The following is a 15,778-nucleotide window of genomic DNA, read 5'->3' as shown; positions in this document are numbered from 1 at the left end:
CCTCCGAGATGGTCCCCTGCTCTGCTCGGAGTGGTCGGATATCGCGGCCTCTCTCGGTTGGAGCCCTGATGATTTTTTCGGCTCCGATCCGTCCCAACCATGGTCGCGTATCGACCGTCTTGGTCTGGCATTCCTGATGGACGGTCATCACATATTTGCCATGGACGCCAAGCAGGCGCGTCTTGGCAATGGGTCCACGTCCTTCTATCGGCCCCTGAGGGACAGCCAATGAATCGCGCCCGCCTCCCCAACCGCCGCTCATCAGAACTCATTGACTTCGAATTCCGTGGCTTGGCCTATGTCGTCGGCCTATCCCGTTATCCAGATGGCCGCGTGTCCGAAGTCTTTATCGACTGCTCCAAGGCGACCAGCCCCCTCGGCGCCGACGCCCGAGATGCTGCCGTGGCATTGTCGATTGCCTTTCAGCATGGCGTCCCAGCTCAAGCCATCCGAGAGGCGGTGACCCGCGAGGCTGACGGGACAGCAGCTGGAATCGCCGGGGCCGTTCTGGACCTGATCGAGGGAAATGCACCATGAGCGATCTGGAAGCCCTATCCCTCAAGCACCTCTACGAGCCGGATCACAAAAGCCCGGACGTGAATCTCGCGCGCTCAGCCTTCCTGGAGGCGAGCAGCCAGCTCCGGACGGCCCTGATCCTCTCCATCGAAGACCCCGACAATGCCCTCCAGGCCGGCCTCAACGCCATGGAGTACCTTCAGGACGGAGTGAACGCCCTCCTCCGTTACGAAATGCAGCAGCGCCCGCCTCAGGGAACAGCGTAAGAAAAGGAAATCGAATGCCTGTTTTAGACAATCCCCGGCACGAGCTTTTTGCTCAAGCCATCGCCAAAGGCGCCTCTCAGCGGGAGGCTTATAAGAGCGCCGGCTACGAGGCCGGAGCCGATACCGTTGTCGACGCGGCCGCCTCTCGGTTGTTAAGTGACGTTAAGGTGAAGTTAAGGATAGCGGAGCTGTTGGAGGTGGCCGCTCAAGCTGCCGGCGCCACCGCCGAACGCATCGCAGCCGAACTTTCCAAGATCGCTTTCTCCGATATCCGAAAGGCCGTTCAGTGGGGCAAAAGCCCTGTCGACCAAACCTCGGACAATGCCGATCCGAACGGGTTGCGCATCTATCCCGTAGAGCTGGTTCCGAGCGAAACGATCGACGAGAATACGGCTGCTGCGGTTTCCGAAGTGTCGCTGACCCAGACGGGTATCAAGATCAAGATGCACGATAAGATGGCGGCCCTGAACTCTCTCGCCAAATATCGCGGCATGTTCATCGAAAAGCATGAGCTGACCGGCAAGGATGGTGGCCCTATCGAGGCCGTCGGCTGGTCCAACATGTCCCTTCCGGAGAAGCGCGATTTTGCCCGGCGCTTCGCATTCCTCCTTTCAGATGGTCTTCGGGCTTCAGAGGCCTTGGCGGGCAGTGACGAGGCAAAGGAACAGCGTTGAGCGCAAAATTGCGCTCAGTGAAGGTGGTGTGCAACGATGCTCAAATTCCACCTTTTTCGATTCTCAACAGTGAGTTGAGGTGGTGAGCATGGATAGCAGGATGGTTCTGGCGCTTGGGATAGCCGCATTATCGGCCGGCGCAACGTCGCCTACAGCGGCCTCCAACGCCGGAAGATACAGAGCTCCAGCAGTTGGCGCATCATTGGGATGCCCAGCCAGCCACGGCCGCTCCTCAAGTGTCCGCTAAGCGCGGCAGAGCAGAAACGCCGGCATCCGTTTGGCGAGAGATATTCCCCCAGCAGCTCCAGAGCGTACCGCCCTTTAAGATACCATCTGATCAGCAATCAGAAGCCCTGGCGTCAACGGCCAGTTGAAACAGCTCAGTTTAGATTGGCTTTTTTCATTGTCGAATGTTTGATTGAGCTTTCAGGCGGACGGATGGGAAGCGTCAGGGAATCCCTCCACGGCTATTCGTTACCCAAGCTGCCGGCGATCTGTCGCGACATTGTATCCACAACGTTATGACTGATGTCTGGACATGACCAGACACGGAACGACATATATCATATTGATTTATTTGATAATTATTGGCCTTGAACTTAGATTCATGGGTGTCGACAATCTCGTTCGGAGCCCCCATGGCCAATCCTATTCATCCAAACCGCGCCAGCTTTGCGGAACATAAGCAGCTGACCTACTTCGTTGTGCCGGAAGCTGGCACCTCGGAGGAGGATATTCTCGATCCCGTCTACTGGAGCCACATGGCTCGTCAGCTTTCGCAGTTCAGCGAAATTCGCGTGTTCTTCGAGGATCGCCCGCTACGTGTCGACCTCATGGTGACCAGCAGCGGGCCCGCATTCGCCAACGTCATCGTCCTCCATCGCTATGACCTCTCTGGCGCCAAGGCCGATGGCGACTATTCGAAATACGAGGCCAAGTATCGTGGCCCACATTCCAAGTGGACCGTCATGCGCAAGGCCGATGGCAAGGTCATGAAGGAAGGTTTGACGGAGGAAGCGGCCCGAGCTGAAGCCAAGGACTTCGAGAAAATCCAGGCAGCGGCGGCCTAGTCGTGCGCCTCGATGAAACTCTCCAGATCCGCTGCGATGGCGAATTGCTACGAGCCTTGCAGGCCAAGGCAGCCGAAGAGCGGGAACCTATCTCGGTTCTCGTTCGTCGTGCTGCCAGGACATACCTGCGGACCGATAGCGCTTGCGACCGTCGCCGCGGACGAAGCCAACGGAAGGAAACCATAAGCCAATGACATCCCCTGCTCCTGACTCCATCAAGAAGCTGCGTCATGAAACGGCAGCGGCTATCGCCTGCCTCGCCATCGCATTGGACCAGGCAGCCTGGACGATGGGCACGACCAATCGTTTCATCCGTCAGCTAGACTTGGTAACCAGCGTAACGCCGCCCGATGCGCGAGGCGAACTGTTCTCGCTCATCCACGAAATGCTAGCGGCCCGCCAGTCGGCGGAGGAGGAAGAACCGGCTGCTATCGAGGGAGAAGTATCGACCGAAGGGGATCGCTATATTGCTTAACGCCGTCGACCTCACTCAATCGCCATCCTCCCGAAAGTGGAATGCCATCGAGCAGATGCTCATCTCTCCCCTTCCGGATTCCGATCTCTGGCAAGTCGCGACTCGCGTCAGGAACGGCAAACAGTGGATGTTCGATCCAGCGGCATCGCTTGAAAAAGCGCTAGATGTACGGATCAAAGACCTTGCGCATGTCGAGAGCTTGTCGCTCGTTCGCCAGCCGCTCGACATAGAAACTTTCGATCCGGAAATCCCAAGCCATCGGCTGACCTATGTGCTGTGCAAGGAAGGCGGTGAAAACCGCCGCCTTTGGGTTGAGTTCTGCCTCACGCCCGATAGAGGCCCGGTCCGGCCTGCTACCGGATCGACGTTTTTCGACCTCAAAGGCAAGCTTCGATCGATGCTTCCCAACATGTACGCACCTACCTGCCCCGATCCGCGACGCACCGCGTTCGATCTGCCTCTTCTCGCCCGTGCCGATCTTTGGATCAGGCATGATCTAGCGCTCAGCGACTTCTTCTCAACCGGCGTGCTGGAGAACTAACTCTCATGGCAAAAACCTCTACCAGCAAGTCGACGGCTACCCCCGACGCAGCGGCGGCTCGACAAGAGATCGCATATCCGACTTTGGAAATCGTGGTGAGCCCCCTTTCTGATCAGGATCAGTGGCAGGTTGCGCGCCGTCATTCTGGTAGTACCTGGACGTTTGATCCGCCGGCTGGCCTTCGCGAGATATTCAACCAGCTTTTACCCCAGCTCGTATTGCCGGTCAGCTTCACCCTCGTCCGCGAGGTGGTCGACTTCTCGACGTTTGATCCCGATAGCACGTGCGCGCGCGATACGGTCGTTCTTTGTCGAGAAGGCGAACTCCATAGAGACCGCTGGACCGAGTTCAATATTCTGCCGAATAGCGGACCATTGCGGCCCGGTGATAAGGCCGCGTTTCTGGACCTCCGTCGCAAACTGGATGGATTGGTCCCAGATCTCTGCCGGCGGCTCGGGACTAGCTCATTATCTATGACGGCTTTCGACCTACCGCAGCTAGCACGCTCCGATCTCTGGATCAGACACGAAATGACGTTGGCCGATTTCTTTCCAATTGAGGGGGATGACACCGAGGAGGCTGCATAGACGATGCTGCATCGTACCCCTGCACTTTGGCATCTGGATTATTCCGGCGCAGCGCATGCTCCGTTGATGCTGCCGGCTGCACTTGCCCTGTCGGCAGTTGGAACCGGCATCGGCGCAGCAAGCACGATTGCGGCCGGAAATCAGGCTGCGAGCGACGCGGATTACAAAGCTCGTCAGCTAGCCCAGCAGGCGCAGGAGTCGCGTGCGGCTTCTCAGCGACAAGCAATGGAGTTTCAGAGAAAAACAGATCTGGCGGGGTCGACGCTTCAAGCCCGAGCCGCCGCTTCCGGTGCAGGAGCGACGGATCCTGACGTAATCCGGCTCGGCGAAGACATCGCCGGCCGTGGAAAATACCAAGAACTGATGTCGTTGTACCAAGGCGAAAACCGCGCGCGCGGCTTGGAAGATGCAGCGAGTGCCGCGCATGTCTCCGGTCAGGCGGCGCAGAAGGGATCATACTGGAAAGCGGCAGGAACGCTGGCTTCTGGCTTTGGATCTATGGCTGCGAAGTATGGTGGCGATCTGTGGCCTGGAAAGAAGGGCGGAACTGGTAACGATGACGATTGGGATTGGAACGCTCGCTCAGGATACACGATCTAATGCCGCGGCTTCCTACTGCAGAAGACCTTGGCGGTCTACCAAGCGGCAATTCCGATCGACCCGTTTCGAGCGTTGACACAACCTCTGTTGCCCGAGGCATGGAATCCTTTGGCCAAGGCATTTCCAATCTTGGCACTGGTCTCGGCTATATGGCCAGAACCCAGAACAAGCAGACGGAGGACCTGCAGGGCGCTCGTGCAAAAGCGGACGCAGCTAGTGCCCAAATCCGGTATGAGGAGGAACTATCCAAGACGAACGATCCGAAAACGATCGAGCGTCTGCGGGGAGATTTTGACCGATCGATCGCGGCAGCTGGCCAGAATATTTCAAACGAGGGACAGCGCTCTCGCTTTATGGTCGATTACTCACCTGTCATGGCGAAAGCAAAGGCTTCGGCAGATGATCGCGTTTGGAAGATAGGTCGCAGCACGGCCATGGCAGCCGACCAAGACCGTCTCGATCATCTATCTGACGATCTTCAGCGCGCCACGACGGACGAACAGCGCCAGCAGATTTATCAGGCCGGAGCGGCCATCTTCGCCGGCCAGGAAAAGGCTGGCTATCTGGATCCTGTCAACGCACGTGATCTCAGGAAGAAATGGGCGGAAGGCTCAGCAGTCAATCTGCTCAAGGCCATGACGCCGGAGCAGCGGCTAGAAGCTGTTCGACCCGTCGACGTGAACAAGACGGGCGGTCAGATTGTCGACTTCTTTAAGGCCAAGGGGTGGTCACCCGAACAGGCGGCGGCCATCGCCGGGCACCTCTATGTGGAGTCAACCTTCAATCCTGGCGCAACGAACAAGGGCGATGGTGCCGACGGCAGCGATTCCATCGGCGTTGCACAATGGAATGCAGGGAGAGCCAGAGCCTTCAAAGCCTTCGCAGCGGCGCGCGGAAAGCCTGTCAACGACCTTGAAACTCAGCTGGAGTTCATCGACCACGAGTTGCGGACCTCTGAAAGCTCGGCTGGCGACAAACTTCGCAATGCCAAATCGATCGACGAAGCGACCACAGCCTTCCTCAGCTTCGAACGACCGAAAGGCTGGGAAGGTGGCCTGAACACAGCCTCCAACGGCCTCAATCGCCTTCGGGCGGCAAAGGCCTATTACGCTGGCGGCGGCACATCCACGAAAGAGGACAGCAAGTTTTTCGGAAGCGTGCTTTCGGAAGCCCAGCGCCAGGATATCGCAGATCGTGCTGAGACTGAGATTCTCCAGCGTGAACGTCAGAATGACTTCAACCGGAAGACAGAAGCAACGGCAGTCAAAGGCCTCATGGCCGATGACAATGCCAGCATCCTAGCCACCGGTAAGCCGCTCGATAGCCTGACGCCTGATCGCGTTTCGGCATCATATGGACCGCAGGCTGAGGCAGATTTCCGGGAGGAGCGCCGCCTTGCCACGCGCACCTATGCACAAACCAATGACTTCGCCTTGATCCCGAATGGCGAAATCGCCAGTCGCGTCGCCACCTTGGCGCCGACGCCCGGCAGCGATGGCTATGTCCGGCAGCAACAATATTATGATTGGGCGCAAAAACGCGCTCAAGAAGTCATCAAAAAGCGTCAGGATGATCCGGCGGACGCCGTGTCATCCTTCCCTGCCGTCCAGCAAGCCGCGCAATCAGCTGATTGGAACGATGCCTCCACCATTGTTCCGCTCGTTCGGGCTCGGCTCGATGCGCAGCGGCAGCTGGGGATTTCCGATGCAAACCAGTCTCCCGTTACCGTCGCGGAGGCAAAGAGCCTGTTTGCGCCCGTTCTCAATGCGCCTGCCAATATGCAGGCTCAGGAACTGCGCAAGGTAGCCCAGCAGTTCGATCAGCTTTTCGGCGAATATGCGCCCCGAGCCTTCGCTAGCGCGATCATGTCGGCCGACCTCGATAAGCAATCGGCAGAACTCGCCGGAGCGATGCTTCGCAAGATCGGCCTCGGTCAAAAGCCCACCCGACAGGAAGAGCAAGCTTTAGAAGAGAGTCAGGCCAGCGCCGCCGCCGAAAAGGCTGCCAGCAATGTTGCCTCGAATCCGGTCCTGCCTTCCGGCACGCCAGTCTATTCGCCCTTACAGGATCAGGCAGCGCCAGCGCCGCAGGAGCCTCAAGCCAAGCAAATCCCGGCAGGCGCGATCAGCAAGTTGCAGGAAAACCCGGCTCTGGCTGCCGACTTCATGCGGAAATATGGCCGTAAGGAATACGGCCAGGGCACGGCCGCCCGCGTCATCGAGAAGCTGGGCTTGGGTGAACTGCTCCAATCTAAGCCCGAAGGCCAGATGCGCGGCTCGGGCATCCGTCTTCCAGAAGGACAGTAATGGACGATCTTCCCAACCCATTTGACAAATTTGATGCTGAGGAACCGGCTGCCCCCACCTTAGGCGAGCGCTTCAGCGGTAATGCCCTCTCCTCTCGCGTTGGTGGAACGCTCTTCGGCGCCGCCGGCCAAGCGGCATCTGCCTATGTCGAGCGAAACGCTCCTGATCTAGCTCGCCAGTCGCAGGAAGAGGCAGAGGCCTATCGCAACTCTGACCCGACGCCGATGGAAGGAGAAACCCCTCTCCAGGCACAAGCTCGCTCCCGGGCCGCTTTCCGCCGTGATGAGCGCGGCGTACCGATCCAGAGCCTCACCGAGCGCAATGCGGAGCTCCGCGGCGAACTCGCTCGGTATGAAGCCATGCCAGCGGCCTCGGGCATCATGGAAAATGCTGTAGCTCTCGCCGGCCAGCTTGCCGGCGGCATGACCTCGCCCGAAGCAATCATCACCCGAATTCCGGGCCTCGGTCGCTTTATCGGAACTGGCGCCACGACGGCATCGCATATTGCCGAGGCTGCGATCACCAACGCGGCCGTCAACACCGCGACCGATCCGATCGCCCAAGGCCTCAATATCGCTGGCGGCATCCGCGATCATTACGATCCCGTTCAAACGGCTCTCGCGCCAATCGTCGGCGGAGCCATCGGCGGCGGACTTGCTGCGGTTCCGGCCGCAGCCCGTGCCGTCCGAGAACGGTTTCGTCCCGGCGCTCCTGCCCCAACCGACCCGGCCCCTCAATCCGTTTTCATCGAGGATCCGCTGGCCCGGCGTCCCGGCGATGCAATGATACCACCGCAGGCGGAGAACGTCCCGGCAGTTACGCCCTTACCTGCCGAGCCTCAACCCGCTGCTCGCCCTGCATCTCCTGCCCTACCCGATGCGCTAGAACTAGCAGCTCGTGGTGAGCTTACCCCGGACCGCGCCCGCGCAATCGGCAAAGAAGTCGGGACATCGGCACGCGATACCGAAACCCAAATTCTTGGTCCCGAAGCTGATGAATGGCGTAAGCTGCAACGGCAGATGGATCGAGCAGCCAACAGCGCAGACGATAAAAAGGCAGCCCAGATTGAGCAGCGCATCGGCAAGATAGAGGACCGCCTGTCTCCAGCCGATCGCGACCGTCTTTATGGTGTCGGAGAATCCGATACGGCGGATCCGAAAGGTTGGAACGAGCTCGCGGGCAAGCTGGACGAGGCCACGACCTCACGTGAGGGGGCAGTGAGCGTCATAGCGTCTGAGGTTCGCAGCCTCCCCAACAATATCGAGCCCAAAGCTATGACAGTAACGGAACGGAATTCCATCGCCGTCATCCGTCAGGCCATTCAGTCCGAAGAAGCCCGTGGCGGCGATGCCATGACACTGCTGAAGGATGCTTTTGAGGAACGTTTCAGCCGCTACGGCAAATCGGCGGATGGTGTCGAGGTTGTAACGGGGCAGATGGAACGCTTGGCGACCTTGATGAACGCCCCTCCACCTGCCGCACCTCGTCCAGGTTTGCAGTTCCGTGAGGCAGGCAAGTCCGGCATTCAGTTCAACAACCCGCCCGCGCGGCCGGAATCCGCCGCCGTGCCCGGAGAGCGGCCGATCGATGCCGCTGTCCGTTCGCTCCAGCAGCAGGCGTTCGATCTGGCCGATGCCCTCGATCATCCCTTGCGCCAAGGCCGCCTCGCCAAGTCATCCGCCCTCGGCCAATATGACATGAAGCAGGGCGTCGCCCGCGTTCGCAATGTCGCCGACTTCGAAACCGTCGCCCATGAAAGCGGTCACTTTCTTGAACAGAAGATCGGTGCGGATATGTCAGCGCTGATCCAGCGGCATGCCACCGAACTCGGCCGCTTGGACTATGATCCCAGCCAGATGCGCCCTTCAGAAGGCTTTGCCGAATTCACGCGCCTGTATCTGACGGGCCCGGCTGCCGCGAAGCATATGGCGCCGAACTTCTATCGCGACTTCCGCGATTTCATGGCGATCAAGCAGCCCGAATTGCTCCAAAAGCTCGACACGGCGCAATTGGCCTATCAGACATGGGTGAATGCGCCGACCGGCGAAAAGCTCGACGCCATGGTTATCCGGCAGGAAACCGATGGCATCGGCAAATCGATCCATGAAGAGGGCTTAGCGGAAACCGTACGCCTTGGTCTCTCAGCGGCCTACCGGGCTACGGTCGACGATAAATCGCCTGTGACCAACATGGTCCGTATGATGACCCGTGCCATCAAGGAACAGACTGGCAAGGTCATGGACCTGAAGCATGCGGATAACCCCGATATCCTGCTGCGCCTGGCGGAGCGCGCGCATCAGGGCGCGGCCTTCGACATGCAGCATGGCGTTCGGGCTTACGGCTCCCTCGAAATTGGACCGTCGCTCTATTCGGCGATCAGCACCGCTGTTGGCGATCCTCGCTTCGGAAAATGGGATGATGCCAAGGTCAAAGCCTTCGAGGACTATCTCGTCGCGAAACGCGGCATCGTCCTCTACGATAAATATGATGCCGGCACCCTGTCCAATCGCCCCATGGCAATGTCTCGCGCCGATCTTGAGGCGCATATCGCGGCGGCTGAGGCTGCCAATCCGACATGGGCAGAGGCCGCCGTGGGCGTCCATTCCTACACCCGCGCCATGCTCACGAAGCAGTACGAATCCGGACAAATCACCAAAGACTTATTCGACAAGCTGGCAGCGGAACCGTTTTATGTCCCGCTGTTCCGCGACATGACCGACAAACCCCAAGCCGGAGGCGGTTCGGGCGTCGGTAAGCGCAGCGGTCGCGACGGACCGGGCGTAGTCGACACGATCAAGCGCATGCGCGGTAGTGATCGAGATATCATCTCACCCATTCAGGGGTTGATGACGCAGACGTTCCTGGTCAACCGAACCATTGCTCATAATGACGCCATCCGCGCCGTGGTTCGCCTCGCCGATCAGGCCGGTCCGGCCGCCGGCCGATGGGTTGAGCGCGTTCCTTCCAAGGAAATGAAGGGCAAGACTTTCGACGTTGCCGAAGGCCTGCGCGCCGCCGGCAAGAAACATGGCGTCGATCCCGACGACATGGAAGTGCTGACCGGGGCACTCACCGACGTATTCGGCGATGATCCCCTGATGGCGACCATCTATCGGCCAGAAATTGCCGGCAAGCGTGGCGAGCCGATCCTGTTTTATCGGGAGGGCGGCGAACTCAAGGCGGTCCGTTTCGCAGATTCCAAGGAGGGTCTTGCCCTCTATGAGAGCTTTGCCCAACTGCCGAATGTGGCGAGCGACCTGATCGTCAATGTGATCGGCGCCGGATCTCAGCTACTGCGCAGCGGCGTCGTATCCAACCCCGTATTCGTGGCGACGAACTACATCCGCGACCAGGGCACCGTCTTTGTCATGCGTCCGGATTTCATCCCGTTCCTGGATGGTCTACGCGGCACAGTGAAGGAGGTCGCTCAGTCCGATGCCGCCCTGCTCTATGCGGCGGCCGGCGGCGTCACTCCCGGCGCAGCAGTCGGTTCGGTCGACAAGATCATCGAGGGTGACATCCAGGCGCTGGCGAAGAAAGGCTATTTGGTTAACCGCCTGACTTCCTTTCACGGCGCGCTTGAGCTGGCCGGCGTCACCGAAACGGGCACCCGTATCGGCGTCTATGATCGGGTCTATAGCCGGGAGTTGGCCGCCGGCCGTTCGCCAGCTGAGGCTCTGATCGCCGCCGCATGGGAAGCAACCGACACGATGGATTTTAGCCGTCATGGCTCCAAGATGAATGTCTGGACCCGGTTGGTACCGTTCTTCCGCGCTTCGATCGTTGGCCTTGATAAGGCATCCCGCACCATGGTCGCCCCGCTATTACGGGCAGCGACCGGTGACATCAACACCGTGCAGGATCAGCAAGCCCTGCGAAATGCCGCGCTTGCTTGGATCAAAGCTGGCGTCGTCTATCAAGCCATGGGCTTCTTATGGGCGTGGATGTTCGGCGACCGCGATGCCTACCGGGATGCCGACGCCACATTGAAGGCCACGCATCTGGTCCTGCCTCTCGGCGCCGGCAAGGTCGCCGTTGTCCCGAAACCGTTCGAAGTTGGGCTCGGCTTCAATCTCGGCGAGGAAGCCTATGCTCGCTTCGTCCAGAACGATCCACGCGCCGTCGATCGCCTGACCGAGGCTTTGAGCGAGCAGCTTCTCCAGCCGTTCAATCCAGCTCGGATGCTGATGGGCGTTCCGGGCGTCAAAACCGCCTATGAGCTTGCGCTCAACCGAAATGCCTTCACGGGCCGCGATATCGTTCCCCAGCCGATGAAGAACATTCCGAAGAACGAGCAATATATGGATCAGACCTCGCCGATCGCCAAGGCCATTGCCCGCGGTGTCAATGCCACGGCCGGCGCTTTCTCGGAGAAGGGCGTGATCTCTCCCCTCCAGGTCGACCACATCGCGGGATCTATGTTCGGGCTTTATGGCCGCGATCTCATGGCGGCATCCAAAATGGTCGAAAGCAAGATCGACGAAGCCGCAACGCCTGGCTGGGAGGACACGGTGGCCGCCCGACGCTTCGTGAAATCGGAAATGACCGCCCGCGATACGACCCGGAAGTTCTGGGACGTGGCTGCCATGCAGACCGGCGAATATGCTGGCGCCAAGACCCATTACGAGGCGCTTGTGGCCAGGTTCAGGGATCAGGAGGCTAAGAACTATTTGAACACCCTGAACACGAATGAGCGCGCCTTCGTCACTCTGTCGAGCGCCATCAATCCTGATACCGGACGCCAGTCATTCACCGCCGATGACCGCCGATTGCATCCGGCCGTTCGTGGCGGAGAGGCAGCTCGCATCCTGACAGGTCTGGCCGGTGACCTGCGGTTCAACCGGCAGACGCAAAAGCTGACGGGCGATCGCATGACCATTGCCCCTGACGTGCGCGGTCAGTTGATTGATCAGATCAAGACATTGGCCGTCATGGAGATGCAGCGCACGCTGACTGTTCTCGATAACAAGGGTTATGCCAATCGCCCCCTACCCCCGGTCGACCAGCAGTTCGAAGTCATTCGTTCAATCTCGCCCGAGGTCGCCGAGGAAATCGCGCAGCGGTATGCGCAAGGCAAGGTCTATAAGTTCGATGCCGTTCAGCGCGCCTGGCCGGAAACCCGTAGTCGCCTCAACGGTGACGGCAGTTCAGCGATCATCGGCGATCTGCGCGCCGATGTCTCCAGCGAGGGCTTTGAATTCGAGGCACAGCGGATCAGTAAGCGCGCGCCAAGGCGGCGACTGGAGATCGAGGGTGCGAAACCCAGGTGAATTAATCCAAGGGCCATCGTCCCGGCAACGGAGAATTTTTTATCTCCCTGGATTTTCTAGCAATTCTGTCTGACGAGGAGGCCGACAGGAAGGGGCCCCATTGACTCTTTTGTTCTCCTAATGTTCTCATCTTTTCGGGGATCGTATCGAGAGCATGAGAGTAGAGACTATGGGCGAGTCTACGCTTCCCGTTGAATTCACCGTCGAGGCCACGCCAGATCGAAACGGCGCCATTCTGGGAATGGTTGTCGAAGGCGAGGCCATCTTGGGTATCCCCATGACCGCCGCTCAACTCGATCACCTGATTGAGCTATGCGGCGACGCCCGCGCCCGCCTGAACGATGAGGTGCCCGAGCGGGTCGACCTCACGAAGCCAATGCGCGCGATCCGTGAGGCCAACATGGTGGTCGGCTATGAGGAATCGTGCGGACAGAAAGCCATCGCGATCCGCGATCCTTCCTATGGTTGGACGCAATATATCGTCTCGGACCATGTGGCCGAAAAGGCCGGCACGGTGCTGCTTCAGAACTACAAGAACTGATGACCACCCGCCTCGGCAATGTCGGACAAGCTGTCGAACTATCCGTTCGTGATCGTGCGGCTGCGGTGCAATTCCTGCGGCCGTGAAGGCCAGTATCGACTTGCGCGGCTCGCACATAAGTTTGGTCCCGAGATCCACATGCAAAGCGTGTTGGAGCTGCTGACCGAGGATTGCGGCTATCACGACGAGCGCCGCCGTGGCCGATATGGCCGCCGGCATCGTGCCTGCCACGCGTATCTGCCCGATCTGCGGGGCCCGCCAACGCCACCTGATCTACCGCCAGGCCACGCCAAACTGCGCCTGATCAAGGGCGGCAAGACCGACAAGCCCGAAGAAGTCCCAGCACGAAGAACCCGAAAAGCAACACCCTGAGATGCCATCGATGAAAACCAAATTGCCACGTTTCGTTATTGAATTTTGCTGGTCCGGCCGGCCGATTGAATTAGGCACCGTCGAAGCGCGCGACCCCCAATGCGCGCTGATCCTTGCCATGCATCGCTCGCGCCCTGACATCGCCGACGAGATCAGCATTCAGAATGTCGAGGGGAAAGAGCTGCTGCGAAAGCGAGTGCAGCCGGTGCGCGCCGTAGGGGAATTGCTGCCGTGACCGAGCGTGCCGATCCAGAACCACCACGGCGCGAGTTTTCGGTTGAGCGTGAGAATGATCTGATCGCCCTCAACATCGGCGGCCCAACACCGGAGCGGCTTCTGTTCGCGCCGGAAGAGGTGCGCAAGCTCCTCTTGGAAATCGAGCGAGCCCTCGGCAGCGGCTATGGCCGCGACATGGACGCAATAAGGAGGAAACGAACATGACCCAACGGACCAAACGCCGCTTTGGTGAAGCCGACGCCCAGCGCATGCTTGCCACCAGCAAAGAATTTCAACAGCACGTCCGCATCTGGATGTCCCAAATGCCGCTACACACCCCGGCATATGTCGGACTGTGCGCGCTCAACCAATCGCTCGAAATTGCGCAATGTGCTGTTCAGGGAGATTACGACGCGCTGATCCGCAACAACTATGACAGTGGGCCGCCAGAATGAGCGGACTCTAAACGGCAGAGATATCAACGCTCATTTACATCGCGTCGAACGGCACCATCTATAGGCGCTCTAACGGGAAGAACATCTTCGCTAAAAAGCCTGCCTCGGTATAGCCAAACCATGACCGAAAGGAAGCCAAAGATACTTACGGAAATCACGGACCAAATACCAATTAACAATGAAAACCAGACCGGGTTAGCCTCAAAAGTGAAGCAATTCTTTGCCCTGCCGCAAATGACGCCGTTGGTTATGGCATAGTAAACTTGGGCGCATGCAAAAACACCAAAGCCAACGACCAGCAGGAAAATCAGGACTTCCCTCAACCACGGCCACTTCATAGATACGGCAATCCTAAAGGCTATTCACTTCACCACAGGGTATATAACGATAGCCTTTAACGAATTTTCTGAAAATCAGATCAAACTATGGCGCATCGGCCCCAGTCAGCTTCAATGAGCCGCCTCACCCGCCCCTACTCGCTTGAGCGGTTTCTGTTCTGGGCTGTGGTTGTGGCCGTGATCGTTGCGGGCGTGTGGATTACGAAATTTCTCTCGTCATAGTGGAACCTGACGAATTCCGTATCGTTATTCCGATAGGAGCTGCCCCCACCAACCGTCTAGCTCCTGTTCCAGACACTTTTCCCCCGCCAGTGACATGGCTGTGCCACTGGCGGGCTCTTTTGTGGCCGTGAGCGTTCTATGTCGGCAAAACGTGCAAAGCTCGGACCGGACGCACCGCTGCCCAAATTCGTGAAGCCGCAGCTCGCGAAGCTGGCGGCAGCCGCCCCCGAAGGCGACGGCTGGGTATATGAGCCAAAACTGGATGGCTACCGCATCGCGGCGCGGATCGACGGCAAGAACATTCAGCTTCTCACGCGCACAGGTCTGGACTGGTCATCGAAATATCCAGCTGCCGTCCAGGCTCTCTCGAAGATAAATGCCAAGGCCGCTTATATCGATGGCGAGCTTTGCGCAGTCGATGAGGATGGATTGCCCAACTTCAATCTGATGCAGAATGCCCATGTTGGCGAGGCGAATCTCATCTACTACGCGTTCGATCTGCTGCATCTGAACGGCGAGGATCTTCGGCCCCTGCCTCTGCTGAAACGCAAGCAGCTCCTGCCGCCGCTTATCGCTCGAAAGAACGGACTGCATTTCAACCAACATTTTGGCGGACCCGGCGCCGATTTTTTGGCGGCTTCCTGCAAAATTGGATTAGAGGGAGTCGTCGCGAAGCGTACGACAGCCGGCTACATGACCAACGACCGATCCGGTTCATGGATCAAGGTCAAATGCACAAAGCGTCAAGAGTTCATCGTCGTCGGCTGGACAGACCCCGAAGGATCGCGCGTTGGCTTCGGCGCTCTACTGCTGGGATATTACGATGATGACGGCAAGCTTCAATTTGCCGGGCGCGTCGGCACAGGCTTCGACGATAAGAGTCTAATCTCCATTCTCAAGCAGCTAAAGCCTCTTGCAGTGAAGAAGATGCCACTCGCAAAACTGCCGAAGATCACAGGACGCGGAAAACCTCTGCGGCCAGCAACAACACATTGGATCAAACCGAAGCTCGTTGCCGAAGTGAACTATATGACTTGGGATAAAGAAGGCCTCTTAAGAGCAGCAAGTTATGTTGGCATACGCAACGATAAGTGCCCACAAGAAGTGCGTCGCGAAGCCTGATGCGGACTAAATCGACCGCAATTGAGCAAATGACGCTCATGTTTTAGTTACAGTTTTCCAATATCTTCGTCATCGGGGCTTAAAGCGGTGCGAAGAATGGACCATTCTTCACACGATACCATTTGCGCTGTCTGTGGTGCAGCAAGGACTCTGCCGGTGGATCGCACTGCGTCCGTGCGTTTCATAGGCAGCGGATTCTGGCTCAAA

General features: G+C 58.7%; 17 protein-coding genes. All 17 read left to right on the top strand.

Annotated features, from left to right (window positions below; genetic code table 11):
- Positions 1–228: 228 nt before the first annotated feature.
- The 17 genes from OIM99_RS27505 (at position 229) to ligD (ending at position 15,571) form a co-directional block, all read left to right on the top strand.
- A complete protein-coding gene (locus tag OIM99_RS27505) occupies positions 229–537 on the top strand; it encodes a hypothetical protein (protein WP_311853716.1) in 309 nt (102 codons plus the stop codon).
- Complete coding sequence (locus OIM99_RS27500) at positions 534–782, top strand: hypothetical protein (RefSeq protein ID WP_311853715.1); 249 nt, start codon at positions 534–536, stop codon at positions 780–782. Before OIM99_RS27505 ends, OIM99_RS27500 begins: the two co-directional genes overlap by 4 nt.
- A gap of 14 nt (positions 783–796) precedes the next feature.
- Entirely contained in the window at positions 797–1,456 is a 660-nt protein-coding gene (locus tag OIM99_RS27495; protein ID WP_311853714.1) for a terminase small subunit, read from the top strand.
- A gap of 638 nt (positions 1,457–2,094) precedes the next feature.
- Complete coding sequence (locus OIM99_RS27490; RefSeq protein ID WP_311853713.1) at positions 2,095–2,526, top strand: hypothetical protein; 432 nt, start codon at positions 2,095–2,097, stop codon at positions 2,524–2,526.
- A gap of 2 nt (positions 2,527–2,528) precedes the next feature.
- Positions 2,529–2,720, top strand: coding sequence for a ribbon-helix-helix protein, CopG family (locus OIM99_RS27910; protein ID WP_409371576.1), 192 nt, complete (start codon positions 2,529–2,531; stop codon positions 2,718–2,720).
- A complete protein-coding gene (locus tag OIM99_RS27485) occupies positions 2,717–3,001 on the top strand; it encodes a hypothetical protein (protein ID WP_311853712.1) in 285 nt (94 codons plus the stop codon). Before OIM99_RS27910 ends, OIM99_RS27485 begins: the two co-directional genes overlap by 4 nt.
- On the top strand, positions 2,994–3,542 hold the full coding sequence (locus tag OIM99_RS27480; protein WP_311853711.1) for a hypothetical protein: 549 nt from the start codon (positions 2,994–2,996) through the stop codon (positions 3,540–3,542). Before OIM99_RS27485 ends, OIM99_RS27480 begins: the two co-directional genes overlap by 8 nt.
- A 5-nt stretch (positions 3,543–3,547) precedes the next feature.
- On the top strand, positions 3,548–4,129 hold the full coding sequence (locus OIM99_RS27475) for a hypothetical protein (protein WP_311853710.1): 582 nt from the start codon (positions 3,548–3,550) through the stop codon (positions 4,127–4,129).
- A gap of 3 nt (positions 4,130–4,132) precedes the next feature.
- Entirely contained in the window at positions 4,133–4,729 is a 597-nt protein-coding gene (locus OIM99_RS27470; RefSeq protein WP_311853709.1) for a hypothetical protein, read from the top strand.
- A gap of 98 nt (positions 4,730–4,827) precedes the next feature.
- Positions 4,828–7,035: a phage tail tip lysozyme gene (locus tag OIM99_RS27465; RefSeq protein WP_311853708.1), complete on the top strand. Its 2,208-nt coding sequence runs from the start codon at positions 4,828–4,830 to the stop codon at positions 7,033–7,035.
- Positions 7,035–12,305 (top strand): LPD38 domain-containing protein, encoded by a 5,271-nt coding sequence (locus OIM99_RS27460; RefSeq protein ID WP_311853707.1) that lies wholly within the window; start codon positions 7,035–7,037, stop codon positions 12,303–12,305. The genes OIM99_RS27465 and OIM99_RS27460 overlap by 1 nt, the downstream gene beginning before the upstream one ends.
- A 169-nt stretch (positions 12,306–12,474) precedes the next feature.
- Positions 12,475–12,846: a hypothetical protein gene (locus tag OIM99_RS27455; RefSeq protein WP_311853706.1), complete on the top strand. Its 372-nt coding sequence runs from the start codon at positions 12,475–12,477 to the stop codon at positions 12,844–12,846.
- Positions 12,847–12,864: 18 nt separating this feature from the next.
- Entirely contained in the window at positions 12,865–13,218 is a 354-nt protein-coding gene (locus OIM99_RS27450; protein WP_311853705.1) for a hypothetical protein, read from the top strand.
- Between the two features lie 10 nt (positions 13,219–13,228).
- Entirely contained in the window at positions 13,229–13,453 is a 225-nt protein-coding gene (locus OIM99_RS27445; protein WP_311853704.1) for a hypothetical protein, read from the top strand.
- A complete protein-coding gene (locus OIM99_RS27440; protein ID WP_311853703.1) occupies positions 13,450–13,659 on the top strand; it encodes a hypothetical protein in 210 nt (69 codons plus the stop codon). Before OIM99_RS27445 ends, OIM99_RS27440 begins: the two co-directional genes overlap by 4 nt.
- Positions 13,656–13,889 carry a hypothetical protein gene (locus OIM99_RS27435; protein ID WP_311853702.1) on the top strand — a complete coding sequence of 78 codons (234 nt, stop codon included), beginning with the start codon at positions 13,656–13,658 and terminating at the stop codon, positions 13,887–13,889. Before OIM99_RS27440 ends, OIM99_RS27435 begins: the two co-directional genes overlap by 4 nt.
- A gap of 698 nt (positions 13,890–14,587) precedes the next feature.
- Positions 14,588–15,571: a non-homologous end-joining DNA ligase gene (gene ligD, locus OIM99_RS27430; RefSeq protein ID WP_311853701.1), complete on the top strand. Its 984-nt coding sequence runs from the start codon at positions 14,588–14,590 to the stop codon at positions 15,569–15,571.
- Positions 15,572–15,778 lie beyond the last annotated feature (207 nt).

The organism is Methylocella sp. CPCC 101449, from assembly GCF_031921685.1.
Taxonomy (GTDB): domain Bacteria; phylum Pseudomonadota; class Alphaproteobacteria; order Rhizobiales; family Beijerinckiaceae; genus Terripilifer.
The sequence above is the reverse complement of the archived record's forward strand: the minus strand, read 5'-3'. Positions and strand labels throughout refer to the sequence as shown.